This window comes from Collinsella tanakaei (assembly GCF_030373545.1).
Taxonomy (GTDB): Bacteria; Actinomycetota; Coriobacteriia; order Coriobacteriales; family Coriobacteriaceae; genus Collinsella; species Collinsella tanakaei_C.
On record NZ_JAUDCO010000003.1, the window covers coordinates 112,083 to 137,473 of the forward strand.

Genomic DNA, 25,391 nt, shown 5'->3' on the forward strand with positions numbered 1-25,391 from the left:
AGAGTTCCCATGCGCACCGACGACTTTGACTACAACCTTCCCGACGAGCTGATCGCCCAGGCCCCTGCCGAACCGCGCGACAGCTGCCGCCTGCTCGTGCTCGACCGCCGCGGAACCGCGCAGGCGGGCGACGGACGCATGGCGCTTGCCCACGGCGGCACCGTCGAGCACAAGATCTTCCGCGACGTCATCGACTACATCGAGCCGGGCGACGTGCTCGTCATCAACAAGACGCGCGTCATGCCCGCGCGGCTCATCGGCCGCAAGGCCAAGACGGGCGGCGTCGCCGAGACGCTGCTGCTGCGTCGCCGCGAAGACATCGACCCTCTCGGGCATGTCTGGGAGTGCCTGGTCAATCCCGGCAAGCGCCTGAAGCCCGGAGCGGTCATCGAGTACCGCGCGGGCGGCGCGCACGCACCCGAGACCTCACCGGTTGTGTTGACCGGCGAGGTCACCGACTTTGTCCCCGAGAGCCGCGGCGGCCGTCTCGTGCGCTTCACACCGGCCGGCAAGGGCCCGACGGGCGCGCCCCGCACGCTCGACGAGGCGATCCACGCCGCAGGGCACGTCCCCCTGCCGCCCTACATCACCGACTACGCGGGCGATCCCGAGAAGTACCAAACCGTCTACGCCATGAAGGAAGAGCACTCCGCAGCAGCGCCGACGGCCGGCCTGCACTTCACGCCCGAGCTCATGGAGCGCATCGAGGCCAAGGGCGCGCGCTTCGTCGCCGTGGAGCTCGAGGTCGGCATCGACACCTTCCGCCTTGTGGAGGAGGACGACCCCACCCAGCACGTCATGCACACCGAGCGCTACCACGTGCCCGCCGAGGTCGTCGACGCCGTGCACGAGGCCAAGGCGTCCGGCCATCGCGTCATCGCGGTGGGCACCACGGCGGTTCGCTCGCTCGAAAGCGCCTTCGACACCGATGCGCCCGCTGCGAATCCGCCCATGGCTGCGCGCTACTTCGAGGGCCGCGCGGACGGGGCCGACACCCTGGGCCGCGGCGACATCACGGTGCGCGCCGACGCCACCACGAACCTCTACCTCATGCCCGGCTCGACCTATCACGTGGTCGACGCCCTCATCACGAACTTCCACGTGCCGCGCTCCACGCTCATGATGCTCGTGTCGGCCTTCGCCACGCGCGATCAGATCATGGATGCCTACGCCGAGGCCGTCGCGCAGCGCTACCGCTTCTTCAGCTTTGGCGATGCGATGCTTATTCAGTAGAAGCCGCGACTTCTGCGCTCTATGAAAATGCCTCCGAGCCCGCTGTGGGCCCGGAGGCATTCTTCTTGAGCGGCGGTGCAGTCCGACAGGCACCTAGAACGTCACGTTGCCGAACTCCGACAGCTTGAGCGTCGGGTTGTGGTCGGTCGCCCAGTCGACGTTCCACGAGCTCGTGAACAGCAGCAGCTTGCCGCCGCGCATGTCCTCGACGCGCAGCGTGTCGCGCGTGAGGTTGAGCGTTGCCACATCCACCTCGCCGGGCTCGTTGGCGATCCAGCGGATGTCCGTGTAGCCAAGCGGCTGGCGGCGGACCTCGACGCGGTACTCGCTTTTGAGGCGCTGCTCGAGCACGTCAAACTGCAGCGTGCCGACCACGCCCACGATGACGCTCTCCATGCCGGCGCCGACCTCGCGGAAAATCTGGATGGCACCCTCCTGGGCCAGCTCCTCCATGCCCTTGATGAACTGCTTGCGCTTCATGGTATCCACCTGGGAAACGCGCGCGAAGTGCTCCGGCGCGAAGGTGGGGATGCCGGCGAACTGAACGCGCTTTTTGCCGGCGCAGATGGTGTCGCCGATGGAGAAGATGCCCGGATCGAACAGGCCGACGATGTCGCCGGCATAGGCCTCGTCCACGATAGCGCGGTCGTCTGCCATCATGGCCGTGCCGGTCGCAAGCTTGATCTTGCGGTTGCCCTGCACGTGGAAGGCCTCCATGCCGCGCTCGAACTTACCCGAGCAGATGCGCAGGAAAGCGATGCGGTCGCGGTGGTTGCGGTCCATGTTGGCCTGAATCTTGAAGACGAAGCCCGAAAAGTCGTCCGTCGGCTCGACATCGGTGCCCGTCAGGGCATCGGCATGGGCCGAGGGCGCCGGAGCCAAGCGCAGGAAGTCCTTGAGGAAGGGTTCGACACCGAAGTTGGTGAGCGCCGATCCGAAGAACACCGGGGACAGCTTGCCGGCTCGCACGGCCGCAAAGTCGAACTCGTCGGCGGCGCCGTCGAGCAGCTCGATGTCATCCATGAGGTTGCGATGGTTCTCGGCGCCGATGAGCTCGTCCAAGGCGGCGTCACCCAACTCCGCCTCGATCTCGTTCACCTTCTTGGAGGCGTTGGCGCGGCCGTCGCCCTCGAAGGCGAGCACATGGCGGCTCGCGCGATCGAAGACCCCGCGGAAGTTGCGGCCCGAGCCGATCGGCCAGTTCATGGGGCACGTGCCGATGCCCAGGACGTTCTCGATCTCCTCCATGAGCTCAAAGGGGTCGCGGGTCTCGCGGTCGAGCTTGTTCACGAAGGTGAAGATGGGGATGCCGCGCAGGGCGCACACGCGGAAGAGCTTGACGGTCTGCGCCTCGACGCCCTTGGCGCCGTCGATGACCATGACCGCCGCGTCGGCAGCCATGAGCGTACGGTAGGTGTCCTCGGAGAAGTCCTGGTGGCCCGGGGTGTCGAGGATGTTGATGCAGCAGCCGCCGTAAGTGAACTGCAACACCGACGAGGTGACCGAGATGCCGCGCTGCTTCTCGATGTCCATCCAGTCGGACACCGCGTGCTTGGAGCTGCTCTTGCCCTTGACCGATCCGGCCGACTGGATGGTGCCGGTGTAGAGCAGGAGCTTCTCGGTAAGCGTGGTTTTGCCCGCGTCCGGGTGCGAGATGATGGCGAAGGTGCGCCTCGAGGCGATCTCGTCGGCGATGCTTGGCATGGATATCCCCCTTGTGTGCATGTTGACCGGAGGTATTGTAGCCGCAAGGCAGGTCGCGCACGAGTCCCTCACGCGAAAACCGCGGGTCCGCTCCTGTCCGAAGCTCGCCGTGGGAAAATGGGGACAGGCACTATTTTCCCACGCGGGCGGCGAGGGCCGTGAGAGCAGCGCCGGCGAGCGATAGCATGGCGAACACGACAAACGCAAACGCGAACCCTTTGCTGAACAGCTCGGCCCCGCCTTGCGCATAGGAGGCGATCGGACGGCCCGCAAGCGCGCTCATATGGCCGTACAGCAACGCCGTGCCGCCGGTCACACCGACGGACATGCCCAGATAGCGCACGAGAGGCACGACACTGCCGGCAAATCCCAGGTGCTCGCGTCCGACCGATCCCATGACGAGCGAGTTGTTGGGCGACTGGAACAGGCCAGTTCCGACTGCCATGACCAGCATGCCCGCCACGATGACGGCAAGCGGCGCCGTCGTGGGCAGATACCCGGTAAACGCGATGCCCGCCGCATAGATCACCAGGCCCGCACAACACGGCAGCGCACTGCCGATGCGATCCGACAACGCACCGCTCGCAGGACCCACCGCCGCCATGCCGAGCGGAATGGCCGTAAGCGCAAGCCCCGCCACTCCCGATGGGAACCCGCAGGCATCCTGCAGGAAAAACGGCATCAGATACTCGGTGGCGCCCACCGCCGCAAAGCAGATGAGCATGGTGACGAGATTCACCGAAAACGGAACGCTGCGAAATGCATCAAGCTTCACGAGGGGACCGGCGGCTCGGCTCTCGACAGCAATGAATGCGGCGAACAGCGCGGCGCCCGCAATGAACATACCAATGAGGATCGGCGTGGTGCCGGTCGCCATGAAGGTAAGCGAGCAGAATAGCAAAAGGATCGATGGCACGATGAGCGCGGCGCCGGCGATGTCAATCTGCCCGCGATTGATGGCGGCTACCTCGCGAGGAAGCGTCTTGAGTCCCACGGCGAACGCCACCGCACCGATGGGCACGTTGATGAGGAAGATAGACTCCCACGGCAAGGCCGCCACGAGCATGCCGCCGATGGTAGGACCGCACATCATGCCGAGGGAGACGAACGTCGAGACGATACCGAGCGCGCGGCCGCGCTGGCTGGCAGGAAACGCCTCGGTGACGATGCCCATGTTGTTCGCCATGGCGCTTGCCGCGCCGATGCCCTGCACCGCACGCGCGGCGATGAGAGCAGGCAGGGTCGTGGAAAGACCGCAGAGGGCGGATCCCATGGTGAAAAGCGCCACGCCCGTCTGGAATAGGCGAACCTTGCCGAACGTGTCTCCCAGTCGCCCGAAGATGAGCACCGTGGCGCAGCAGACCAGCAGATAGACGGTCGACACCCACTGGATACCGGCGGCCGTCGCCGCAAGCTCGCGCTGCATGACGGGCAAGGCGATGTTGACGATACTGCTGTCGAGCGTGGACATGAACGTCATAGCCACGACGGTAAAGAGGACCACCCATTTGTTGGGGCGACAAGCGTCGGTTGCGACTTGAGGGCTCACACAAACCTCCCAGGCGAGCGCGGACAGATCCACGCGCCTGGAAACGCGCCTCCCCGGCTTGTGGCGCCGGGCGCTATCGCGGCGAGCAGAACGTCCGCGATGGGCCCGCCCATCATACCACCGGCAGCGTGGCGACGAGTTGGTGCCGGGTTCAATGTTGTCGGCCGCGGGCGGCATCCGGCCGACAAGCTGACGCCGGGCGACAAGCTGGGGCGACAAGCTGGGGCGACAAGCTGGGGCGACAAGTTGGCGACAGGTTCAATCTTGTCGCATGCCCGTCGGGAAGCTAGCGCACGAACGCGGCGAGGTCACGTCCGAGAGCTTCGAGTGCGGTCTCATCGACATAGGCCATGTGGCCACAGCTGTAGAGCTTGAGCTCCACGCGCTGCTTGAGTTCCGCCGGCAAAAACAGGCACGATAGGTCGCGAACCACGTTCCAATACGGCGTAGCGGCATCGTAGCGGCCACCGATTACCAGCACGCGCATGGTCGGGTTGTGCTTGAGCGCCGCGGCGATGTCGTAGGCCACGTTGGGCGCCGCCGCCCTCATGCCCGAATCCGGCGCCGCATGCGAACGGTCCCATGTGATACCGATCTTGGGAAAGTTGCTCAGCGGATAAATCGGAGCACCCGCAAAACCGATGTCCTGCAGATGACGACGGAACGCCGCGTTCCACGCCGGCTCCACGGCATCGGAGGAGGCGTCGCTCATGATCGGCGTGGTCCCGCCCAGCGAGGTGGAGGGCGCATGCGTAGTGAAGCGCGTATCGAAGCGACCCGTGACGAGCCCCTCGTCTGCCAGCAGCGTGCGGCGGAACGTGTCGAGATCGATGCGCAGGTTGCAGCGCTCGATGAAATCCGCCGAAAGCCCGATGCGCTGCGACATCTCCGCCGCCATGGAGGCCTTCTCCTCCGGTGTCAGACGGTCGCCGCGCAGCAGCGCCGGGCCGTACGTGCGCTCGGAGAAGTCCATCGCCTCGTCAAACCACGTGGCCTCGTCCGTGCCCTGTCCCGCTTTGCCGAAGTGGCGCGCGGTCGCCGCATACGTGGGGAATAGTCCCATGAAGCCCAGGTCGGAGCCGGGCATCTTCTGGACCCAGTCGAACACCGACGACAGCATGATGACGCCGGCGACCGGCACGAACCGCTCGGCGAGCACGCGCATGAGCACGGCGTTACGGACCGTGCCGTAGGACTCGCCGAACAGATAGACCGGGTCGCCCCAACGGCCGTTGTCGGTCAGCCACGCTGCAATCGCCCGTGCAAACGTGTCGGCGTCGCCGTCGACGCTCCACATGTCCTGCGCGTCGGCGTCCTCGGCGACCACGGAATAGCCGGTGCCGAGCGCGTCAAGGAACACGAGATCGCTTTGGCGCAGCAGCGTCACCGGGTTATCCTCGGTGCGAGGCGTCGCGGGCAGATGGTTCAAACCGTCGGTCACGACGCGGCGAGGCCCGATGCCGCCCACGTTGATGGGAACCGACGCGCTGCCCGGACCGCCGTTGTAGCAGAAGGTGACCGGACGGGCTGCGGCGCCCTGCGGACGCTTTGCCACGTACGACAGCGAGAACATCTTGCCCATGAGGGCGCCCGTGTCGGTGCGCACATCGATGTAGCCCGCAGTTGCGGTGTAGTCGATATGCTCGCCCGCGCACTCCCACGCCATGTCCGCGCGCGCCGCGTCAGGCAGGGGCAGCCGACGCTCAGCATCAACCGTATAGGCCACATCCGTAGCGGCCGCGCTCCCCTGCCGCTCGACGCCTTGCTGCTCTGCCATGTCGGACCTCCTTGCATGTCGCTTGCTACCGACACCTTAGCACCGATTCAACATGGGAGACCCGCGACAAGATCGACAAGATTGAACCCGGTCCCAACTTGTCAGGTGGGAAAAAAGTGCCTGTCCCTCTTTTCCCGCTAGCTATAGGGCGACAAGATTGAACCTGGTACCGTCTTGTCGCCCCGAACCCAGGAGAACAGGCGCGCGACGATGTCGGTCGCATCGGCACGCGCGATCAGGTGGAACACCGCATGGGCGCCCTCATCCACGATGGGCACCACGGCGCGTCCGGGCACCGGGTCGCTTTGGAAGGGCGCATCGGTGATAAACGTACAGTGCGGTGTCGAATAGGAAAGCTGCGTGAAGACCATACGGTCGCGCTGCTCGATATAGGTGGCGTCCGGAATCTCGCGATCGACGATGCCGCGCCAAAAGCCGATCTCGGTCAAGATGAGGAAGGTCTCGCCGGCGAGGTCGGCGAAAGTCACCTGGCGGCGCGCCGCGAGCGGGTGGTTGGGCGGCAACGTCACCGACAGGTTCTCGCGCATGAGTTCGCACGACACGATGCCGGGCTGATGCGGCGGGTCGAGCACGATGCCGAAATCGAAGGCCCCCTCCACCACGCCGCGCAACACCGCGTCCTCTTCGACGATCTCCGAGGTGAGCGTCTCCTGCGGGAAGCGCTCGACCATAAGGCCCGTAAGGCGCCACACCGGCGCGGGAGCCACCGACGCCACGCGCAGGGCATGTGCGCGCTGAGCCGTGGCTGACACCGCTTCGCGCATAAGGTGCTCGTCGCGCAGCAGCTCGCGCGCCCAATCCACGGCCACACGGCCGACGTCGTTCAGCACGACGCGCCTGCCCTCGCGCTCAAAGAGCGAGCAGCCGAGCTCCGCCTCGAGCCGCTGGACGGAGCGGCTGAGCGCCGGTTGCGATATGTGCAGCTCCTCGGCCGCGGCGGACATGGTGCCCAAGCGTTCGATCGCCTCGAGCTGTCGCATCTGCTCAAGCTCCATCGCGCCCTCCCCTTCCTTCAGCTCGCCTGCTCAGTCATGTGTCGCTTATGCGTTAGACGCATATAGACCGCACCACGGTGCATTGTACTTCCAAGCGATTATGCAGGACACTTGCATTGTAAGCATTGCCACGCAGAAAGGAATACCGCATATGGCCGCATCGGTTCCCACCTTCACTCTCGCAAATGGCCAGACGATCCCCGCCATGGGTTTCGGCGTCTACATGATGAGCTCCGAGGAGGTGCTCGAGCATCTGCCCCAGGCACTCGAACTCGGCTACCGTCACATCGATACGGCGAACGCCTACTTCAACGAGGTCGCCGTGGGTGATGTCATCCGCTCCTGCGGCATCCCGCGCGAGGAGCTGTTCGTGACCACGAAACTCTTCCCGCAAAGCTACCCATACGAGCAGTGCGGAGCAGACATCGACGCCACGCTCGCGCGCCTCGGCCTCGACTACGTCGACCTGCTGCTGTTCCACCAGCCCTACGGCGACTACGTCTCCGGCTGGCGCGCCATGGAGGAGGCGGTCGCCGCCGGCAAGGCTCGCGCCATCGGCCTCTCCAACTTCCCGCTGCACAAGATCGACGAGATCCTCGAGGTCGCAACCATCAAGCCCGCGGTGCTTCAGGTCGAGATCAACCCCTACTGGAATCAACGCGAGCTCAAGGCGGCCATGGTCGAACGCGGGCTTTCCGACATCGTGTACGAGGGTTGGTACCCGCTCGGCCACGGTGACGCCACCCTGCTCGCCGAGCCTGTGTTCACCGAGCTCGCCGCCGCGCACGGCAAAACGCCTGCCCAGATCATCCTGCGCTGGAGCTACCAGGAGGGCAACGTCACCTTCCCCAAGACGCTCAACCCCGCGCACATGGCCGACAACCTCGACATCTTCGACTTCGAGCTGAGCGACGGCGAGATGGCGCGCATCGGCGCCCTGCCGCAACGCCCCTACTACGAGGTGCCCGAGGAGCCGCCTGCGTTTGTGCTGACGGTCAACGACTACAGCAAGCAGGCAACGTCCGGCCCCCGCTCACCGATGCGACCGGACGGCGAGTAGCGCGGCTTACCTGGTGCGCACCTCCGTTTTCGAGAAGAAGGGAATATCATGCTCTACAAGACCCTCAACAACGGCGTGAAGATGCCCATGCTCGGCTTCGGCGTGTTCCAGACGCCGCCGGAGGATACCGCACGCTGCGTGGCGCAGGCGCTTGACACCGGATATCGCTTGATCGACACCGCACAGGCCTACGGCAACGAGAAGGGCGTCGGAGCGGCGGTGGCATCTAGCGACGTCCCGCGTGACGAGATCTTCATCACGTCCAAGATCTGGGTGTCGAACATGAACTACGAGCGCGCCGCCGCCTCGATCGACGAGACGCTCGCCAAGCTCGGCACCGACTACATCGACCTCATGCTGCTCCATCAGATGATGGGCGACTACCCGGGCGCCTACCGCGCGATGGAGGATGCCTACCGCGCCGGCAAGATCCGCGCGATCGGCGTGTCCAACTGCTACCCGGAGCGCCTCGTGGACCTCTGTGCGCTCGCCGCGGTGCCGCCCGCGGTGAACCAGATCGAGACGCATCCTTTCCGCCCGCAGCGAGAGGCACACGAGCTGATGGAGAAGCTCGGCGTGGCGCACGAGGCATGGGCGCCGTTCGCCGAGGGGCAAAACGGCATCTTCACCAACGAGGCGCTCGCCGGCATCGCCGCCAAGCACGGTAAGACGCCCGCGCAGGTCGTGTTGCGTTCGCTTCTGCAGCAGGATGTGATCGTCATCCCCAAGACTGTGCACGTCGAGCGTATGGTGGAAAACATCGACGTCTTCGACTTCGAGCTCGACGCGGACGACATGGCTGCCGTCGCCGCGCTGGAGGATCCCGCCTTCCCCATGATCTTCGACCACTTCGACATCGACACGGTGAGCTGGCTTCTGAACGACCTCGTGAAGACCCAGCAGCTGGGCGGCGCCACCCTGTACTAGTGGGAAAAAGGGACAGGCGCTTTTTTCCCACAACCGAACCGAAAGGAGTCCGCACGTCCAAGCTCCACCTTATGCGTCACGGTCAGACGCTGTTCAATGTGCTCAAGCGAAAGCAGGGCTAGTGCGACTCCCCGCTCACGGAGCAGGGATGCGAACAGGCTCGTCGGGCGGGCGCGTGGTTTGCCGAGCACGGCGTCGCGTTCGACCATGCCTACTCATCCACCTCGGAGCGCGCCGTCGATACACTCGAACTCGTGCTCGGTACCTCCGGTCAAGCCAAGCTTCCCTACGCGCGCGTGAAGGGCCTGAAGGAGTGGAACTCCGGCAGGTTCGAGGGACTCACGGAAGACGTGAACCCGCCTCTACCCTATGGCGATTTCTACGTGCCGTTTGGCGGCGAGGGCGAGATGGTCTTCCGTGGGAAAAAGTGCCTGTCCCTATTTTCCCACTAGCCGTAGTGGTGGATGTCGCGTTCGAGGTAGCGGCGGCGCATGACCGTCGGGTTCGCATCGTTGATCCGCCGGTAGCGCGGGCAGTCCTCGGCGTGGTCGTTGATGATGCCGCACGCCTGCAGGTGCGAGTAGACGACCACGGGCCCCAAGTACTTGAAACCGCGGCGCTTGAGATCCTTCGAGATCTTCGCCGAAAGCCCGTTGCTCACCGGGATATAGCCCTGGGCGTGCTTGTGGTAGAGAATCGTCATGTTGTCCGAAAAGCCCCACAGGTAGGCCGAGAAGCTGCCGAACTGCTTGCGCACCTCGATGAAGCGTCGCGCGTTGTTGATGATGGCTTCGATCTTTCGGCGTGACCGGATCATCCCCGGTGTCGCCAGGATGCGCTCGATGTCGTCCTCACCGTACGCAGCCACGCGTTCGTAGTCGAAACCGTCAAAGCAACCACGCAGGATCTCGCGCTTCTGCATCATCATGTTCCAGTTGAGCCCACATTGCATGACCTCGAGCGAGAGGAATTCGAACTGCCCGATGTCGTCGTGCAGCGGCACGCCCCACTCCTCATCGTGGTAGCGTCGGGTTATTTCGCTCGGTCTATCTCAATCGCAGTACGACATCGTTGCCCCCAAAAAGATCGAACCCGACAAGATCGAACCCGGCACCATCTTGCCTGGCCGAGCGGGAAAAAGTGCCTGCCCCCATTTTCCCATCACTTCTCGGCGCAGGTGGCCCAGAAGGTGGGGATGCCGAGTTCGTGCAGCCGTCCCTCGCCGTTCGTGTCCTCGTACAGGTCGAGCAGACGAAAGCCCGCCTGGATCTGTCCGCGGATCTGCTCGTCGAGTGTGTGCGAGAACTGCATGCCCCAATCGGCAAGCTCGCCTTCGGGGATGAGCGAGGGGTCGCGCAGCGGGTTGAACGGCAGGCCGCGCACGATGCGCTCCTCGTCATCGTCCACCACGTAGTTGAAGCCGTTGTCGAGGCCCGCCAACAGGCGCCCGCCCGGCGCCAGCACGCGGAAGCACTCGCGCCACACGGGAAGGACCTCCTCGATGTAGCAGTTGGACACCGGGTGGAAGATGAGGTCGAACGCCTCGTCTTCGAAGGGCAGCGGGCGCGTCATGTCGGCGCGCACGCACCGGATCTCGTAGCCCTCGCGCTCGGCGACGAGCCGCTCCGAGGCGATCTGCTGCTCGGAGTAGTCGAGCACCGTGCACGTGGCGCCCATCGCCGCGAAGATCGGCATCTGCTGGCCGCCGCCTGCCGCCAGGGCGAGCACGCGCTTGCCGCGCATGTCGGGGAAAAACCAGCTGCGCGGGACCTCACGCGTGGTCGTGAGCGCCATGGACCAGTCGCCCGCGAGCGCTGCCTCGTAGCGCTCGTGCGAGATGGGTGTCCCCCACTGCCAGCCGTCATCGATCCACTGGTCGATGATCCGTGCATTGAGGTCGGTATACGATTCGGCGGACACGACGTCCTCCGCCCCCGTACCGCCATGCTTCTGCAATCCCATGTCTCCACTCCCTATGCCGACAAGATTGAACCCGACCCCATCTTGTCGCTAGTCTTCGATCGTACGAATGCTGGGAATCGCCCAGGTCGCCACAGCGAGCACCGCCATGGCAACACCCGCGCCCGCAAACCAGGCCGGCGCGCCCACAGCATCGGCAAACAGCGACGAGACCGCAAGGCCGACCGGCATCGCCCACGACATGATGGCGCCGTACAGGCCGAACACGCGACCCAGGTACTCGGGCGGGATCTTCTCCTGCATGAGCGCGGTCTGCGGACCGGAATAGAACGGCGAGCTCAGACCCATGAGGAAGCTCATCGCCAAGAACAGCAGGTAACCTTCTGCGCCAAGCATGCCCGCCACGAACGTCGCCGCGCCGTAAAGGGCCGTGGCGGCCACCACGGTGAGCGCGCGGTTCTTGAAGCCGCCCGTCGAGGCGAGCAGCGCCGAACCGGCGATCATGCCCACCGAGAACACGATCTCGGCGGTCGCCGCGTCGGTCGTGGTGCCGCCGAAGTGGTCGAGCGTCATGAGCGGGAAGAGCGCCGCGATGGGCGAGAACACGAGCGTGAACACGAAGCCGCACCAGAGCAGGGCGAACAGGCCGCGATAGCCGCGCAGCACGCGATAACCGGCAGCCGTCTCGCCCATGAGCGCGCGGACCTGCGCGGCAATGCCGACGCGGCCCTCCCCCGCCGGCGCCTGCGAGCCGCCCACGTCGAGCCGTGCCGCAAGCACAGCGGCCGTGGCGAACAGCGCGCCCGCGACATCGAGCGCGATCATGGCTGTCAGGCCCCACAGCGGATAGACCACCGCCGCGATGGCCGTGCCCAGGATGTAGCCGCCCGACTGCACCGCCTGCGTGACGCCCGCCAGGCGAGTCAGGTGCTCGGCCGGCGCCACGAGCGGCGTCAACGTCTGGAACGCTGGAGTGTGGAAGGCACTGCCGATAGCACGGAAGAACAGCGCCGCGATGACCACCCAGACAGGCAGCGCGCCCGTCATCGACACGAGCGCCACGACAGCGCTCACCGCGGCAATGAACAGATCGGCGCCGATGAGCACCCGCTTGAGCGGCAACCGGTCCACGATGGCGCCGGCGAAGGTGCCGAACAGCGCCAACGGTAAAAAGCCCGCGAGCGACGCCAGCGACAGCATGCTCGCGGAGTTCGTAGCGAGCGTGATATGCCAGATGAAGCCCATCTGCAGAATGGAGCTCGTGAGCACTGAGACGAGCTCACCGCCCCACACGCAGGCGAGCTTGGCCTGCCACGACCGTTCCATCCACTCCCCTATCACTCATTTCCCGTTCATCTTATCCGATGCAAGCGGGTATCCGATGTGCGGCAGCCGACAAGATTGAACCCGGCCCCATCTTGTCGCCGGTCGTACAATCGAGGAGAACCGTTGCGCCCGCGGGCGCCCAGAGGAAGGAAGCGCATATGGAGTTCAGCGATGTGATCAAGAGCCGGTATTCCTGCAAGAAGTACGACGCCACACGCCAGGTGGCGCCCGAGCAGCTCGCGGCCATCCTCGAGGCGGGTCGCGTGGCGCCCACCGCCAAGAACCTGCAGGAGCAGCATGTCTACGTGCTGCAGAGCGAGGCGGACCTCGCCCTGGTCGACGAGCTCACCCCGTGCCGCTACGGCGCGCCGACGGTGCTCGTCGTGGCGTTCGACACCGAAAACGTCTACACCTATCCGGGCGACGAGCGCGATTCGGGCATCGAGGACGCGACGATCGTGGCGACGCACATGATCCTCGCCGCCACGAACGAGGGCGTGGACAACTGCTGGGTCAACCGTGTGGATCCCGCCAAGGCCAAGGCGAAGCTCGGGCTGCCCGACAACGAGGAGATCCTCATGTTCATGGATCTGGGCTTTGCCGCCGAGGGTGCGGGCCCGCTCGCGAACCACGCCAGTCGCAAGCCGCTCGAGGACACCGTCACCTACCGCTAGGCAACGGGACGAAACCCGCCAAAATGGGGCCAGGTCCAAACGCGTCGCGACAAGTTTGGACCTGGTACCATCTTGCCGCCATCTTGTCAGCGCGGATGGCGGCCGATGCGGAAGCGGAGTTCGTCGTCGCGGCGCTCGACAAGACGTCCGGTCGCCGACAGCGCAAGCCACAACCCCATGACCAGCAGGCATAGGCACACCAAGCTGCCAAGCGAGCCCTCGACGACATCACGCGAGATGCCGTCAGGAAGCAGCTCCCATGCCACGCGCGAAAGCAGCACCGTCTGCAGGGCAAAGATCGACGTCAGCGCGCCGGCAAGGTTGAGGGCACGCACGCCCTTCACCGCGAGCGTCTCGAGCCTGCGGGCGCGCGCCAGGTTGACGATGGCGAGCACGATCATGATGAACGCGTAGCCTGCATACCCGTAGACGAGCGCACCGGGATAGGCCGCCCCGCTCCCCTGCAGCACAAGGCGCGCCACCGTGCTCGACATCGCCATGACCGCAAGCACGAGCGCCACGCCGACCCGACGGCAGCGCCTGAGGGAGTCGACGGTCTCGGGCCGATCCTCGACAGCGACGCTCATGAGCGCGCCTGACGCCAGATAGGATTTGCACGTGTTGAGCACGGCGATGACAACGCCCACCGAGATCGTCCAGATCGAGCGCGCAAGCAGGCCGGCAACGATGCTCACCACGGCAAACGCCACGTGAAGCGCGCCGATCAGCAGCCCGAGGGTCATCGCCCGCGCCTCGGGATTGTCGATAAGCGAATGGGGAACCACGCTGCGCACGACGGTGCCGACGCGCGAAACCCGACGGAACGTGACCCCACCGCCCTCCGCGGCGACCGGCACGCCGGCAAGCCTATTGAGCGCGCGAAACATCCTGCGCTTGATTCGCGTGCGAAGACGGGCGCGCACGCGGCTTTGCGTCTCGACGATGATTCGCATGCCGCACCTCCCCGCCTATCGCCACTATGGGTTGGTTGGGGACGTGTTCGTTTCATCCCCTTCAGCCCCTCGGGACGTGTTCGTTCCAGCCCCTCCCGTTTCCATCATACCCGTAACGAATAGGCAGGCAGGGCAGCCTCGCCGAAGGCAATCGGACAGTAGGCGCTATAGGGCAGACGCCCTATCGAGACGGCCCGATGCCGTACACGTCGTTGCGCAGCAGGCGATAGGCCGCGGCGGCGAGCGGCACGCCCACGAACATGCCCGCGATACCGAACGCGCCGCCGCCGATCGTTACCGCGGCAAGCACCCAGATGCCGGGCAGCTGGATGGACGAGCCCACCACGTGCGGGTAGATCAGGTCGCCCTCGAGCTGCTGGAGCACCACGATAAAGATGAGGAAGATGAGCGCCTGCACCGGCGAAACCATGAGAATCAAAAACGCGCCGATCGCCCCGCTGATGAGCGCTCCCACGATGGGGATGAGCGCCATGAACGCCGTGAGCGCCCCGATCATGAGCGGGTACGGAAGCCCCAGGATGAGCATGCCCACCGCGCACAGCGCGCCGAGCACCACGGCCTCGGTGCACTGACCCACGAGGAACCGATGGAAGCAATCGTCCGCGATACCGAGGACATAGCGGACGCGCAGCAAAAGATCAGCCCTCAGATAGCGCTCCATGATCAGGTCGCGCTGAACGGCGAGGCGCTCCTTGTTGAGCAGCACGAAGAGGGCGAAGATGAACCCGAGGAAAAACGTCGCCGTCCCGGAGACCACACCCGACACCGCGCCGACCACGCCCGACATGACGACACCGGCAAGGTCGCTCACATGCGATTTCCAATCGAACGCCTCGAGGGATGCGCTCACGCTGTTCACCAGATCGGGCGTGATGAGGTCGCTCTCCTCGAGCCAGTCGAACAGCGCGACCGTTGCCACGGGGACTTCGTCGATCAACAGGCGCACGCAGTCGATGAGCTGGGGCACCACAAGCCACAGCACCGCCGTCGCCACGACGACGAGCGTGAGCAGCGCTGCGACGAGGCTGATCGCCGGGCGCAGGCGGCAAACGAGGCGGTTGTCGCTTGCGGGCAAGAAGTGCCGCTCGAAAAAGCTCATGAGGATGTTGAGCGGGTAGGCGAGCACGAGGCCGAGCGCAAGCGGAGCCACCGCCGATGCGATGAGCCCGACGAAGCCGGCGATATTCGGCCAGTAGTAGATGCCGAGATACACCGCGAAGGCGGCGAGGGCGATCAGGGCGATCGTACGCGGGCTGGGCTGGTTCATGGATGTTCCCCTCAAGAGGCCATCGGACACTTCGCTCCATCATACCCGCTTCGTCGCGTGACGGGATGGCGACGGGATGGGGCCGGGTTCAATCTTGTCGATGCCGGCAAGATTGAACCCGGCCCCGTCCTGTCATGAAAGCCGTGCGCGATACAAGACGGCACATAGGCCGAACAGCTGCGACCGGAACCATCCTGAACCGCCGCAATGCCGCTATCATGCAGGCAGGCTATGAGACTCGCGGGGGCATCATGAACGAACACGTCACCAGAAACGAGCGGTTGCTCATCCAGTGGTACTACGCCATGGTGCCGTTCGCGCAGCGCGCCTTCAGGTACATGATCATCGTGATGGTCGAATACCTCTTCCTCAGCATGCTCGACGACCTCGTGTTCCACAACCCGGGCCTGTACCCCGGCGGACTCTTCGCCATGCTCGCCATCGTGATCGCATTTACCTTCGTGAAGTGCTACGCCTTGCTCGCCTCCCGCGTGGACCTCAACAGGAAAACGTGGAACTCCGTCGCCAGCAAGGCGCGAGCGGCAAAGCGTCGCAAGGCGGAAACCGTCCAAGACGACGACTTGGACGACAGCAAACGCCGCGCAGAGATCGGCCGGCGCGGGATGCAATCGGTCTTCACCTTCCGCGAGGACACCGACGGCCTCATGCGCGCCGCGTGGAGGGTTGCCGAACCTCTCGGCATACCGCTGCCCAATCCCAAACACTTCCGCCGGGCCGTCCTCGCCGTGGCCCTCGTCCTGCTCGCGGCCGTCTACGTGCCCCATTACATCGGACGCGCCGCGACCATGCAACAGCAGACCGAGGTCGCAGCCCAGACGACGCGCGAGCTCGCGGCGTCGTTCGAGGAAGCAGGGCTCAACACCTTCGTGCCCGACCCCACCGACGAACATGAAAAGGTCAGCTACTACGTCACCGGCGATATCGTTGACGAGGCGGGCACCGAGACCGGCTCCGTGCGCGTGGACGTCGATAACGCGGGTCGCGTGATTGAGGTCTGGTACTCAATCGACCTTGACCCCGCGGTGAGCGCGGCCGACAACCTCGCGTACATCGAGAGCAACCTTGCGCTTATGCACGGCGCGGTTGAGGCGGCCGAACCGCCCGCCCTTGTTCCCGGACTCGTGACCGCTGGCGAGCTGCCCCAGGAATTCAAGGACGCCTTCCTCGCGGCCGACATGAAGGAGGGCTTCTCCCTCGACCGCTACGACGTCGATTCCGCCATCGTCGACGACGCCGAGCTGCGATTTATGTTCGTCGCCGGCGCCGAAGACACCTGGGATGGAAGCGATGAGTGCTACGTCTCGCTCACCGTCGAGGTTGACGACGAGCTTCTTGTGGAGTCGCTTCCCCGGTAGCGGGCACCGGATACGCGTTGCCGGGCGCTACCGGGATGCGCGCATGGCAAGCGCGATGGCGAGAACGTCACCCTTCACCTCGGCTGCGATATCCATCCCCATGGCCCGGGCCAGGTTCGCACAGATCGCAAGTCCCAGGCCGCTGCCAGCGGCGGCGCGCGTCGCATCCGCTTGGTAGAATCGATCGAACAGCCGCGCCGCGTCGATGGACCCTGGATTCGCGATGGCGTTTGAAACAATCAGCAGAACGCGATCGCCCTCCTGGCGCGCCGAGATTCTCGGGGCCGCCGAGCCGTGCCGGAGCGCATTCACCACGAGATTCGTGAGGATGCGAGCGAGCGCATCACGGTCGGCGTCGACGGTAAGGGCATCGTCCTCAAAAGCGACCTGCGGTTCCCATCCGCGCTCTTCGAAGACAGGATACTGACCCAACAGGATTTCCTCCGCGAAGGGCTTGAGCGCCACGGGCTCCACCGTGAGTGCCAGGTCCGGGTCAGTCGACTTTGTATACGCGAAGAGCTGATCGAGCAGCTCCGTCGTGGCGTCGATGCGCGCCGCCGCAGCGTCCAGGTGCTGCTCGCGCTGATCGGGGTCCGCCTCATCGCGCGCAAGCTGTAGATAGCCTTTAGCACCCATCAGCGGCGTGCGGATGTCATGAGAAAGCGACGAGAGGTCGCGCTGAAACTCCTGCTGATGGCGCAGCGCCTCGACGCGCGCCTGCGCGCCGCGATCGAGCTCGGCGTTGACAGCGTCCGCCAGGTCCGTGACACCCGGAGCTCCGCCCGCCGTCACGCGCATGTTGCTCTGCGGGTCGCGTTCACGCAGGAAGTGCGCGATACGGCGCAGCTCGCCCAGGTAACGAGCTCCGGCGAGCAGCAAGCCCATACCCAGCCCGATCACGAACAAGACGATGGCCAGTACGCTGGTGTCCATGGGCCCTCCTAACACGCCACCCTCTCACTGCCCTTAGCGCTATTGTGCCGAAAATGATCGGTTAAGGCCATCTGCCGACATATTGGCACGTCAAACGCGCGGACGTTCCCGTATCCGCTTGGCGGTCTTACGTAGTTCACGCGACTCAAATCGTGCCTCGTCATCTCAAACTGGACAATTTGTTCAGATATGAAGGTCTTGGCGCGCAAATAGCCGCATCTGATCGGCAAACAAGCCGACGGATTCCGTCATACGTTCGCATGATTTGGCCGTTTTGAATAAAATCCCCTTGGATTCATCTCGTTTCGTATATAAACGCCTGCGACTCGTACGTGAAACTCCGTTGGAGGCAAAAACAACCTTCATATCTGAACAAATTGTCCAGGTTCAGCGGGCAACCATCCTGCGTCTCCCAGATATACGGCAACGATCGCCCCGCAGACGTCACGTAGACCGCGGGGCTCGTTGCCCGGCACACGACTAGCGCGCACGCCACCTAGATATCGCGCTTGCGGGAGATGAGAAGCACGACAGCGCCGGCGAGAACGATCCAGATAATGCCTGTGAGAACCGTCTGGATGCCGGGGGCGATGGTGAAGGCGTAACCTGCCTCTCCCCAGATGCCGAGCGACGCGTTGAGGAACAGCTGCCCGCCCTGGCTCAGGTTGTTGAGCGCCGTGGAGGGCATCCAAGCGGCAAGGGTCTCGAGCACCGGGCGGATCGGCTGCAGCGCGCTCAGGATCCCGCCGGTGGAATACGCCAGGCCCATGAGTGTCTGCGGCACCATCGAAGCGGCAAAGCAGAAAACGCCGATGTAGCTCACCGGGCTCACGCGAGTCGCGTACACGAGGATGAGGGAACACGCGGAAAGCGCCCAGGTGTTGAGCCAAAAGCCCACGAACCAGCCGATGACCTCGACGGGGCCCTCCGACACGGCGAACTCCGGATGGCCCGCCGTCATGATCGGCAGAAACGCCAGCACGACAACGGTAGCGAACAGGATGACCAACGCGGACAGGACACCTGCGAACAGCAGTTTGCCGACGATATACGAAAGCCTGCCCGCACGCGCCGAGAGCACGGATTTGATGTAGCCTCCCTTGAACTCGGCGAGGGAATGCTCAACGACCATGAATGCGACGCAGAGCGGTACCAGGCCGTTCAGCATGTCGGCGAAATAGACCGTGAGCGAGGTCTTCGTCACCACGTTACCGATGGTGCCGCCCGTCATGTCATGGAACATCGGGCTGTTCGCGAAAGCCACCAGGGCCATGACGATGCCATAGGCGGCAAGGATCGCGATGCCGTATTGCCAGAAGCTACCGCGGAGACCGCGCGGACGCGTGATGCGGTACAGGTCGGATTTGATGAGGTTCAACATGGTCTTACCTTCCTTTGCGGCGGGAGAAGAGAGCGGGAACGAGTTCGACGAGGGCGTCGATCAGGCAATCGAGCATCGTCCTACCTCCCACTTCGCATATGCGATGGCGTGTAGGCAGCCTGGCCGGCGCCGCCGTCCATGAGCTCCACGAAGTAATCCTCGATATCGCGTTCGAGCACCGAAAGCTCCAACACCACCTGATCGGCTTCGTGCAGGATGCGGGATACGTCCTCGACCGCTGGCGCACCGGATGCCGCAGGGTCGGTCGCCGCGCCACCGAAAGCTGCGGCAGCGTGGCGCGCTCCCCCACTGACCACGATGGCCTGGTCGGGCTCCACGCGGAAGGTCGCCCCTGGCAGACGCTCCTCAAGGATCGCGAGCGCGCGGGCGGGGTCGGCGGTCTTCACGCGCACCGAGCTTCCGCAGGTGGCGTGCAGCTCCTCGTCGGTGAACTCGCGCACCATGCGGCCGGCCGCGATGACGCCGAAGCGCGTGCACACGCGCATGAGCTGGTCGAGCACGTGGCTCGAGATGACGATGGTCACGCCGCGTTCCTGATTGAGCCGCACGAGCGCCCGGCGCAGGTCGCGCGTCGTCTCGGGGTCCATACCGTTGAACGGCTCGTCGAGCAGCAGCAAGTCGGGCGATCCCACGAGCGCAAGCGCAAGGCCCAGGCGCTGCTTCATGCCCTGCGAGAACTTCTTGACCTTGCGCGTGCCGGCTGCCTCAAGGCCTACGAGCTGAAGCAGCTCGTCCACCTGCTCGCGCGGACGCACCACACCCATGGCGAGCGCCTTCATCATGAGGTTCTCGCCCGCCGAGAAGTTGGGCATGACACCCGGTTCCTCGATAAGCGCGCCGATGCGCGAAGGCGCGGCCGAGAAGCTGCCGGCGCGGCCGGCGCCCGCCTCGCCGCTGCCGAACAGCGCGAGCTCGCCTGAGGTCGGGGTCGTCAGCCCGGCGATCATCTTCATGGTCGTCGACTTGCCGGCGCCGTTTTTGCCGACGAAGCCGTAGATGTCTCCTGAGGCCACCCGCATGTTCAGGTGGTCGACGGCAAAGGCCTTTCCGTATCGCTTGGTGAGACCGCGAATATCAATCACGTTCATGGTTGCTCCCATCTGCTGTGTCCAGCGGGCGCGCCGCCTTTGTCGGCGCCTGCCCCGCTTGTTGACTACGAGTATGGAAGGCGACCTTTGAGCGCGTCTTATCCAAGGTTTAAGAAAGGTTAAAGAAGGGGCCGGATTTCTAAGATCAGCTCTCCTGCAGCTTGAAGCCCATGCCCCACACGGTCTTGATGTAGCTGTCGGTGCCGCTCGCCTTGAGCTTGGCGCGTATATTGGACACGTGCACGTTCACCGTGTTGTCGTCAGCCGCATAGGGCTCGCCCCACGCCCGCTCGAACAGCTCCTGCTTGGAGAAGACGCGCTTGGGATGGGAGATGAGCGCCTGGAGGATGTTGAACTCGATGCGCGTGAGCTCCACCGGCTCGTTTGCCACCATGAACGTGCGCGCCTCCGGATCAAGCTCCCACGTGCGAAAGCGCAACGTATCCGGAGTCTCGCCGCTCGCCGTGCCGACGGCTCCGTCGCCTGCGCCGACAAGTCCGCGATGCCGCAGCTGCACCTCGATGCGCGCCACGAGCTCGTCGAGATCGAACGGCTTGGTGAGGTAGTCGTCTGCCCCGAGCTTTAGTAGGTCGATGCGGTCGGACGTCGCCGTACGCGCCGAGATGACGATGATGGGCACGCGAGCGTCGCGTTCGCGGATAAGGGCGACGAGCTCCTCACCGCTCAGGCCCGGCAGCATGAGGTCGGAGATTGCGATATCGAACGGAAAGGCATCGCCGCCGATGAGCAGACGCGCCTCGCTACCAGAAAACGCCTGGGTGCACTCCATGCCGCGCCGCGCCAGATGTGTGGCGACGATCTGGTTGATATCGGCATCGTCCTCGACGATCAGCACGCGTACCGCGCCCATACCCAGCCCCCCTCATAACCATTAGGACGGTTCAGCTGTCACCATTCTGCCCCATGGCACGAAGTTATGACAGATGAACCTGTCCTAATTATCATGCCCGTGGGACAATGGGGTGGTTGGCACAGGTGCGATAGGTGAACCTATCTGATCGTCATAAGGGGGCATGATGGGCGGCAAGGCATATACAAGAATCGTGTTGCTGGCAGCCGCCGCGGCGTTTGCCTCCCCCACATGCGCATGGGCAGACATGGGCCTTGTGCAGAAGACCACGTCGGAGGGCACGATCGTCTACTTCGACTTCGACGGCATCGGCTACGCGCTCATCATCGTCATCGCACTCGTCTTGATCTTCCGCGGGCAGCGGAAAGCACTGAAGCGCATGGCTGCAGGCAAGCGGCGCACCCGACGGAGCGGCTCGACCACAAGCGAACCCACCGACCCCGGCGCCGAGGCCCTCGCCGCCGTCGAACGTCTCAAGCAAGCCGAGCAGGCCGCCCGCGCGCCCAAGAAGCGCGTCATGCGACAGCGGCAATCGTCTGGACAGGCGCGCTCCGACATTAGGTAGGAAGCGCAGCGGTCATTCGTCCAGCAGCGCCGCTTGTTACCCGATATCCGCGGCGAATCGCTCGATCAGTCTGTTCACATACTCCGGCGCGTCAGTGTTGGAGTTGTGGCCCGCACCTTCGATCCACCTCATGGGAAGGCCCGCACGCCTTTCCCATGCTCGATTGTAGCGCTTGGCCGAACCCGCAGCGTCGCGGTCTCCGCAGAGGAGAAGCGCGGGACAGTCGATGTGGTACGGCCGGTCCGCAAGCACGGCTTCCGCGAGTGCCCGGTAGCCGCAAACGGCAAGATCGATGTACTCCCGTTTAGAGTAATCGCTCATCATCTGACGCATAAGTTCCTGCCCGTACGAACTGGTCGCGCAGCCGCGCGAGCCGATGTCAAGCAGCATCTTCCAGGGAATCGACTGGTAGATTGCGCGCGTGTGCTTGAGTGCCCACAGCTCCGCCGCCGTGTAGTACGCGCGCTGCAACGGACAGGAATCGATGGAGATGAACCCGGCGGCCTCACCTGGATACAAATCGAGATATGCTTGCGCCACGTAGCCGCCCATCGACTGCCCGATAAGCACGGGTCGTGTGAACCCTTCACGCTGCAGGATCGCATGCAGCAGCCGGGCAAGATCGGCCATGCTCCATCCGAGCTTGAATGGTCGCGATAATCCATGCGAGGGAGGGTCCCACACCAAGCAACTCGCACGCGATTCGAAATGCTCGATCTGCCTGTCGAACAGCCGATGGTCCGCCGTAAGCCCCGGAAGGAACACGAGTTGCGGCGCTTTCGCACAGCCGCATGATATCCAATAGCGGATGACCCCGCCGTCGGTTGAGAACTCCTGCCCGACCATGAACCTCTCCCATCGTGGGATAATAGGGACAGGCACCATTTTCCCACACAGGAGCGCATCGTGAGCGACATCATCATCCGACCGATCACAGCTGACGACGACGCGGCGATCGCCGCCATCATCCGCGCGAATCTTGAGGCCTACCAGCTGGATATTCCCGGGACCGCGTACTTCGACCCGGAGCTCGATCATCTGAGCGCCCACTACGATGCCGCCCCTGACCGCCGCGCCTATTTCATACTCACCGATGCCGCCGGCACCGTGCTGGGCGGCGCCGGCCTGGCGGAGTTCCCCGGGCTGGACGCATGCGCCGAACTTCAGAAGATCTACCTGACAGATTTCGCCAAGGGCAAGGGACTGGGGGCCGCCCTCGCCCGCGCGGTGGAAACGCACGCTCGCAAGCTCGGCTACCGTCGACTGTATCTGGAGACCCACACCGCGCTCGGCGCAGCCATCCGACTCTACGAACACCTCGGCTACCAGCGCATCGAGCAGCCCGTTCCCACCGCCCACACCACCATGGATCGCTTCTACCTCAAGGAGCTGTAGCGGCCAACCGACAACTTGGACCTTGCCCCAAGTTGTCGGTTGCAACTGTGTATAGGTGAGTATATACTGTGCTTGTCGGGTATATACACTATACCCAAGGGGATGCGGCGCCGACGTCAGCCGCCTCCCTGCCGCGCGCACGGGGACGCCCGCGAGCGCGGCACCCCGACGAGGGACGCCTTGCCGGGCGGCACGAAAGGAAACCGATTTTGGAAATCATCATCTCGAACGCCAGCAGCAAGCCCATCTACGAGCAGATCACGGACAGCATCAAAACCGCGATCCTCTCGGGCGAGCTCGCTGAAGGCGAGCAGCTCCCCAGTATCCGGGCGCTCGCCAACAGCCTGCGCGTGAGCGCTATCACCACCAAGCGCGCCTACGCCGACCTCGAAGCCGCGGGCTTCATCGAGACGGTGCAGGGCAAGGGCAGCTTCGTCGCCGGCGGCAACGCCGAGCTCATCCGCGAGGAGCAGCTCCGCCAGGTGGAGGCGCATATGGCCCGCGCAATCGACGCCGGCCGCGCCATGGGGCTCACCGACACCGAACTCACCGAGATGTTCGCGCTCGAACTGGAATAGGCGCCCGCCGCAGGCAGACGCCGCAAGAAAGGACCGGCCATGTCAGCTATGGCATCCGATATCACCTCCGGCGCACCCCTCATCGAGGCGCACGGACTCACCAAGCATTACCAGGACTTCTCACTCCAAGGCGTTGACCTCACCGTGGACGAGGGCGAGATCGTCGGCTTCGTCGGCCAAAACGGCGCCGGCAAGTCCACGACCATCAAGGCGCTCCTGGGTCTCACCACCCTCGACGGAGGCACCGCGCACATCCTGGGCACCGACGTCGCGGACCTCGCGCGCGGCACCGCCGCCGCACGCGTCAAGGAACAGATCGGCGTCGTCTTCGACACCGTGTCGATGCCCGGTCACCTGCGCGTGGCCGATGTGGGCCGCGTGCACGCCCGCGCGTTCGGCCAGTGGAGCCAGCACCTGTTCGACCAGCTCGTGCGCGAATTCGGCCTCGGCCCCAACAAGCAGGTCAAGGACCTGTCGCGCGGCATGGGTATGAAACTCAGCCTTGCCTGCGCCCTTTCCCACGGCGCCCGCCTGCTCGTGCTCGACGAGGCCACGGCGGGCCTTGACCCCATGGCGCGCGACGAGATCCTCGACCGACTGCGCGCCTTCGTGGAGGAACCCGGTCGTGCCGTTCTCATGAGCAGCCACATCACGAGCGATCTCGAGAAGATCGCAGACCGCGTTCTGTGCATCGAGAGCGGCCGCATCGTCTTCGACCTCGCCAAAGACGAGATCACCGACGAGATGGGCATCGCCCGCTGCCGCGTAGCCGACTTCGAGGCGATCGCCGCCTCGGGCATCATCCCCGAGCGCGAGCTGCGCTACCGCAGGCACGACTACGGCATCGACCTGCTCGTGCCCGACCGCTTCGCATTCGCGCGGCAGTTCCCCAACATCCCCGTCGACCATATGACCATCGACGACTACATGGCACTGACCTTGAAAGGTGGTGTGCGATAGATGAAGCGCGCATACCTCATTGAGATGACCGTCATCCGCGACTACGCCCGCCAGCTTTTCGCCCTCGGCGTCTTCGTCGCCGCGTGCACCTGTGTCGGCATGCAGAGCGTCGCCGCTGCGCCCGGCGTGCTCACCTGCATGTACTTCATCATGGGCGCGCTTGCCACCTCGGCCTACGACGAGCAGAACAACTGGGGGCTCTACCGCCTCACCATGCCCATCAGCCGCCGCGATGTCGTGCTTGGTCGCTACGGCGTCATCGCCACGCTCGGTATCATGGGAATGGCGGCAGGGCTCATCGGTGCCGTCGCGCTCTCCGCGATCGCGACCGTGGCGCCGCTGCCCGGCGACCTTAAGACGGCGCTCGGCCTTTCGCCCGACAACGTCCAGGCCATGGTGTTCTCCTGCGCGCTGTGCGCCGTTGTCGGCTCTGGCGTGGCCGCCATCGAGGAGCCGGTCTACTTCCGCTTCGGCCAGACGAAGGCGACCCAGTGGATCCCTATGATCTCCGCGTTCCTGTTCATCGGCCCCATGGTGATCCTGGGCGCCACCGGCGGGCTCGACAACTTCGCCGGCATCGCCGACACGATTCGGGACATCTTCGCCTTTATCGAAACCCCCGTCGGCGTGACCGTGAGCCTCGTCGTCGCGCTCGGCGTCGCCGCTCTCTTCCTCGGCATCTCCGCCGCCGTCTCGCTCAAGCTCTACGAGCAGCGCGAGCTGTAGCCATGGGTCGGTTGGGGACGTGTTCCGTCCAACCCATTTAATTCAGATAATACCGTCCGCCGTGCAGCCA

24 protein-coding genes and 1 pseudogene are annotated in these 25,391 nt (G+C 64.6%); 11 read left to right on the forward strand and 14 right to left on the reverse strand.

Annotation, left to right across the window (positions count from 1 at the left end; translation table 11 throughout):
* Positions 1-9: 9 nt before the first annotated feature.
* Positions 10-1,233 (forward strand): tRNA preQ1(34) S-adenosylmethionine ribosyltransferase-isomerase QueA, encoded by a 1,224-nt coding sequence (gene queA, locus QUW00_RS03335; RefSeq protein ID WP_289612984.1) that lies wholly within the window; start codon positions 10-12, stop codon positions 1,231-1,233.
* Positions 1,234-1,326: 93 nt separating this feature from the next.
* Here queA and QUW00_RS03340 read toward each other — a convergent pair whose 3' ends face one another.
* The 4 genes from QUW00_RS03340 to QUW00_RS03355 form a co-directional block, all read right to left on the reverse strand.
* Positions 1,327-2,937, reverse strand: coding sequence for a peptide chain release factor 3 (locus QUW00_RS03340; RefSeq protein ID WP_289612985.1), 1,611 nt, complete (start codon positions 2,935-2,937; stop codon positions 1,327-1,329).
* 130 nt (positions 2,938-3,067) lie between these two features.
* Entirely contained in the window at positions 3,068-4,486 is a 1,419-nt protein-coding gene (locus QUW00_RS03345) for an MFS transporter (protein ID WP_289612986.1), read from the reverse strand.
* Positions 4,487-4,772: 286 nt separating this feature from the next.
* Positions 4,773-6,263, reverse strand: coding sequence for a S10 family peptidase (locus tag QUW00_RS03350; RefSeq protein ID WP_289612987.1), 1,491 nt, complete (start codon positions 6,261-6,263; stop codon positions 4,773-4,775).
* Between the two features lie 137 nt (positions 6,264-6,400).
* Entirely contained in the window at positions 6,401-7,279 is an 879-nt protein-coding gene (locus QUW00_RS03355; RefSeq protein WP_289612988.1) for a LysR family transcriptional regulator, read from the reverse strand.
* A 151-nt stretch (positions 7,280-7,430) separates the two neighbouring features.
* Here QUW00_RS03355 and QUW00_RS03360 point away from each other — a divergent pair, with 151 nt between their 5' ends.
* From QUW00_RS03360 to QUW00_RS03370, 3 genes and pseudogenes are all read left to right on the forward strand, one after another.
* On the forward strand, positions 7,431-8,339 hold the full coding sequence (locus tag QUW00_RS03360; protein ID WP_289612989.1) for an aldo/keto reductase: 909 nt from the start codon (positions 7,431-7,433) through the stop codon (positions 8,337-8,339).
* A 48-nt stretch (positions 8,340-8,387) separates the two neighbouring features.
* Positions 8,388-9,266, forward strand: a complete 879-nt coding sequence (locus QUW00_RS03365) for an aldo/keto reductase (protein ID WP_289612990.1) — start codon at positions 8,388-8,390, stop codon at positions 9,264-9,266.
* A gap of 137 nt (positions 9,267-9,403) precedes the next feature.
* Positions 9,404-9,718 (forward strand): annotated as a pseudogene (locus tag QUW00_RS03370) (histidine phosphatase family protein); the annotation flags it as partial.
* Here the strand turns inward: QUW00_RS03370 and QUW00_RS03375 are convergent.
* The 3 genes from QUW00_RS03375 to QUW00_RS03385 all read right to left on the reverse strand — a co-directional run bounded on the left by QUW00_RS03375 (position 9,715) and on the right by QUW00_RS03385 (position 12,512).
* The gene (locus QUW00_RS03375) at positions 9,715-10,302 is read right to left on the reverse strand and encodes a DNA-3-methyladenine glycosylase I (RefSeq protein ID WP_289613127.1); all 588 of its coding nucleotides are present in this window, start codon (positions 10,300-10,302) and stop codon (positions 9,715-9,717) included. The pseudogene QUW00_RS03370 and the gene QUW00_RS03375 sit on opposite strands and share 4 nt — an antisense overlap.
* A 125-nt stretch (positions 10,303-10,427) precedes the next feature.
* Positions 10,428-11,228, reverse strand: a complete 801-nt coding sequence (locus QUW00_RS03380; protein WP_289612991.1) for a methyltransferase domain-containing protein — start codon at positions 11,226-11,228, stop codon at positions 10,428-10,430.
* Between the two features lie 48 nt (positions 11,229-11,276).
* Positions 11,277-12,512: an MFS transporter gene (locus tag QUW00_RS03385; protein WP_289612992.1), complete on the reverse strand. Its 1,236-nt coding sequence runs from the start codon at positions 12,510-12,512 to the stop codon at positions 11,277-11,279.
* A gap of 158 nt (positions 12,513-12,670) precedes the next feature.
* Here QUW00_RS03385 and QUW00_RS03390 point away from each other — a divergent pair, with 158 nt between their 5' ends.
* Positions 12,671-13,186 (forward strand): nitroreductase family protein, encoded by a 516-nt coding sequence (locus QUW00_RS03390; RefSeq protein ID WP_289612993.1) that lies wholly within the window; start codon positions 12,671-12,673, stop codon positions 13,184-13,186.
* An 86-nt stretch (positions 13,187-13,272) separates the two neighbouring features.
* On the opposite strand, the gene QUW00_RS03395 is transcribed toward QUW00_RS03390, so the two are convergent.
* The gene (locus QUW00_RS03395) at positions 13,273-14,139 is read right to left on the reverse strand and encodes a hypothetical protein (protein WP_289612994.1); all 867 of its coding nucleotides are present in this window, start codon (positions 14,137-14,139) and stop codon (positions 13,273-13,275) included.
* Positions 14,140-14,320: 181 nt separating this feature from the next.
* Positions 14,321-15,427, reverse strand: coding sequence for an AI-2E family transporter (locus tag QUW00_RS03400; RefSeq protein ID WP_289612995.1), 1,107 nt, complete (start codon positions 15,425-15,427; stop codon positions 14,321-14,323).
* 251 nt (positions 15,428-15,678) lie between these two features.
* Between QUW00_RS03400 and QUW00_RS03405 the strand changes: the two genes are divergently transcribed.
* The gene (locus QUW00_RS03405) at positions 15,679-16,803 is read left to right on the forward strand and encodes a hypothetical protein (protein WP_289612996.1); all 1,125 of its coding nucleotides are present in this window, start codon (positions 15,679-15,681) and stop codon (positions 16,801-16,803) included.
* 27 nt (positions 16,804-16,830) lie between these two features.
* Here QUW00_RS03405 and QUW00_RS03410 read toward each other — a convergent pair whose 3' ends face one another.
* The 4 genes from QUW00_RS03410 to QUW00_RS03425 form a co-directional block, all read right to left on the reverse strand.
* Positions 16,831-17,736 (reverse strand): sensor histidine kinase, encoded by a 906-nt coding sequence (locus tag QUW00_RS03410; RefSeq protein ID WP_289612997.1) that lies wholly within the window; start codon positions 17,734-17,736, stop codon positions 16,831-16,833.
* Between the two features lie 496 nt (positions 17,737-18,232).
* The gene (locus tag QUW00_RS03415) at positions 18,233-19,117 is read right to left on the reverse strand and encodes a hypothetical protein (protein ID WP_289612998.1); all 885 of its coding nucleotides are present in this window, start codon (positions 19,115-19,117) and stop codon (positions 18,233-18,235) included.
* Positions 19,118-19,197: 80 nt separating this feature from the next.
* Positions 19,198-20,226 (reverse strand): ABC transporter ATP-binding protein, encoded by a 1,029-nt coding sequence (locus QUW00_RS03420; RefSeq protein WP_289612999.1) that lies wholly within the window; start codon positions 20,224-20,226, stop codon positions 19,198-19,200.
* Positions 20,227-20,371: 145 nt separating this feature from the next.
* Positions 20,372-21,097, reverse strand: a complete 726-nt coding sequence (locus tag QUW00_RS03425) for a response regulator transcription factor (protein ID WP_289613000.1) — start codon at positions 21,095-21,097, stop codon at positions 20,372-20,374.
* Positions 21,098-21,263: 166 nt separating this feature from the next.
* Here QUW00_RS03425 and QUW00_RS03430 point away from each other — a divergent pair, with 166 nt between their 5' ends.
* The gene (locus QUW00_RS03430; RefSeq protein ID WP_289613001.1) at positions 21,264-21,662 is read left to right on the forward strand and encodes a hypothetical protein; all 399 of its coding nucleotides are present in this window, start codon (positions 21,264-21,266) and stop codon (positions 21,660-21,662) included.
* Positions 21,663-21,698: 36 nt separating this feature from the next.
* Here the strand turns inward: QUW00_RS03430 and QUW00_RS03435 are convergent, their stop codons facing one another.
* A complete protein-coding gene (locus tag QUW00_RS03435; RefSeq protein ID WP_289613002.1) occupies positions 21,699-22,508 on the reverse strand; it encodes an alpha/beta fold hydrolase in 810 nt (269 codons plus the stop codon).
* A gap of 60 nt (positions 22,509-22,568) precedes the next feature.
* Here QUW00_RS03435 and QUW00_RS03440 point away from each other — a divergent pair, with 60 nt between their 5' ends.
* From QUW00_RS03440 to QUW00_RS03455, 4 genes are all read left to right on the forward strand, one after another.
* Entirely contained in the window at positions 22,569-23,057 is a 489-nt protein-coding gene (locus QUW00_RS03440; protein ID WP_289613003.1) for a GNAT family N-acetyltransferase, read from the forward strand.
* 209 nt (positions 23,058-23,266) lie between these two features.
* Positions 23,267-23,635, forward strand: coding sequence for a GntR family transcriptional regulator (locus QUW00_RS03445; protein WP_204618117.1), 369 nt, complete (start codon positions 23,267-23,269; stop codon positions 23,633-23,635).
* Between the two features lie 39 nt (positions 23,636-23,674).
* Positions 23,675-24,595 (forward strand): ABC transporter ATP-binding protein, encoded by a 921-nt coding sequence (locus tag QUW00_RS03450; protein ID WP_289613004.1) that lies wholly within the window; start codon positions 23,675-23,677, stop codon positions 24,593-24,595.
* Positions 24,596-25,321, forward strand: coding sequence for an ABC-2 transporter permease (locus QUW00_RS03455; protein WP_289613005.1), 726 nt, complete (start codon positions 24,596-24,598; stop codon positions 25,319-25,321).
* Positions 25,322-25,391 lie beyond the last annotated feature (70 nt).

What these genes read in the sequence shown, in the direction of transcription:
- QUW00_RS03340 (WP_289612985.1), bottom strand. Translation starts at nt 2,937, where the DNA reads ATGCCAAGCATCGCCGACGAGATCGCCTCGAGGCGCACCTTCGCCATC.
- QUW00_RS03405 (WP_289612996.1), top strand. Translation starts at nt 15,679, where the DNA reads ATGAACGAACACGTCACCAGAAACGAGCGGTTGCTCATCCAGTGGTAC.
- QUW00_RS03410 (WP_289612997.1), bottom strand. Translation starts at nt 17,736, where the DNA reads ATGGACACCAGCGTACTGGCCATCGTCTTGTTCGTGATCGGGCTGGGT.
- QUW00_RS03390 (WP_289612993.1), top strand. Translation starts at nt 12,671, where the DNA reads ATGGAGTTCAGCGATGTGATCAAGAGCCGGTATTCCTGCAAGAAGTAC.
- QUW00_RS03430 (WP_289613001.1), top strand. Translation starts at nt 21,264, where the DNA reads ATGGGCGGCAAGGCATATACAAGAATCGTGTTGCTGGCAGCCGCCGCG.
- QUW00_RS03400 (WP_289612995.1), bottom strand. Translation starts at nt 15,427, where the DNA reads ATGAACCAGCCCAGCCCGCGTACGATCGCCCTGATCGCCCTCGCCGCC.
- QUW00_RS03380 (WP_289612991.1), bottom strand. Translation starts at nt 11,228, where the DNA reads ATGGGATTGCAGAAGCATGGCGGTACGGGGGCGGAGGACGTCGTGTCC.
- QUW00_RS03350 (WP_289612987.1), bottom strand. Translation starts at nt 6,263, where the DNA reads ATGGCAGAGCAGCAAGGCGTCGAGCGGCAGGGGAGCGCGGCCGCTACG.
- QUW00_RS03425 (WP_289613000.1), bottom strand. Translation starts at nt 21,097, where the DNA reads ATGGGCGCGGTACGCGTGCTGATCGTCGAGGACGATGCCGATATCAAC.
- QUW00_RS03355 (WP_289612988.1), bottom strand. Translation starts at nt 7,279, where the DNA reads ATGGAGCTTGAGCAGATGCGACAGCTCGAGGCGATCGAACGCTTGGGC.
- QUW00_RS03360 (WP_289612989.1), top strand. Translation starts at nt 7,431, where the DNA reads ATGGCCGCATCGGTTCCCACCTTCACTCTCGCAAATGGCCAGACGATC.
- QUW00_RS03415 (WP_289612998.1), bottom strand. Translation starts at nt 19,117, where the DNA reads ATGTTGAACCTCATCAAATCCGACCTGTACCGCATCACGCGTCCGCGC.
- QUW00_RS03435 (WP_289613002.1), bottom strand. Translation starts at nt 22,508, where the DNA reads ATGGTCGGGCAGGAGTTCTCAACCGACGGCGGGGTCATCCGCTATTGG.
- QUW00_RS03455 (WP_289613005.1), top strand. Translation starts at nt 24,596, where the DNA reads ATGAAGCGCGCATACCTCATTGAGATGACCGTCATCCGCGACTACGCC.
- QUW00_RS03365 (WP_289612990.1), top strand. Translation starts at nt 8,388, where the DNA reads ATGCTCTACAAGACCCTCAACAACGGCGTGAAGATGCCCATGCTCGGC.
- QUW00_RS03420 (WP_289612999.1), bottom strand. Translation starts at nt 20,226, where the DNA reads ATGAACGTGATTGATATTCGCGGTCTCACCAAGCGATACGGAAAGGCC.
- queA (WP_289612984.1), top strand. Translation starts at nt 10, where the DNA reads ATGCGCACCGACGACTTTGACTACAACCTTCCCGACGAGCTGATCGCC.
- QUW00_RS03385 (WP_289612992.1), bottom strand. Translation starts at nt 12,512, where the DNA reads ATGGAACGGTCGTGGCAGGCCAAGCTCGCCTGCGTGTGGGGCGGTGAG.
- QUW00_RS03395 (WP_289612994.1), bottom strand. Translation starts at nt 14,139, where the DNA reads ATGCGAATCATCGTCGAGACGCAAAGCCGCGTGCGCGCCCGTCTTCGC.
- QUW00_RS03450 (WP_289613004.1), top strand. Translation starts at nt 23,675, where the DNA reads ATGTCAGCTATGGCATCCGATATCACCTCCGGCGCACCCCTCATCGAG.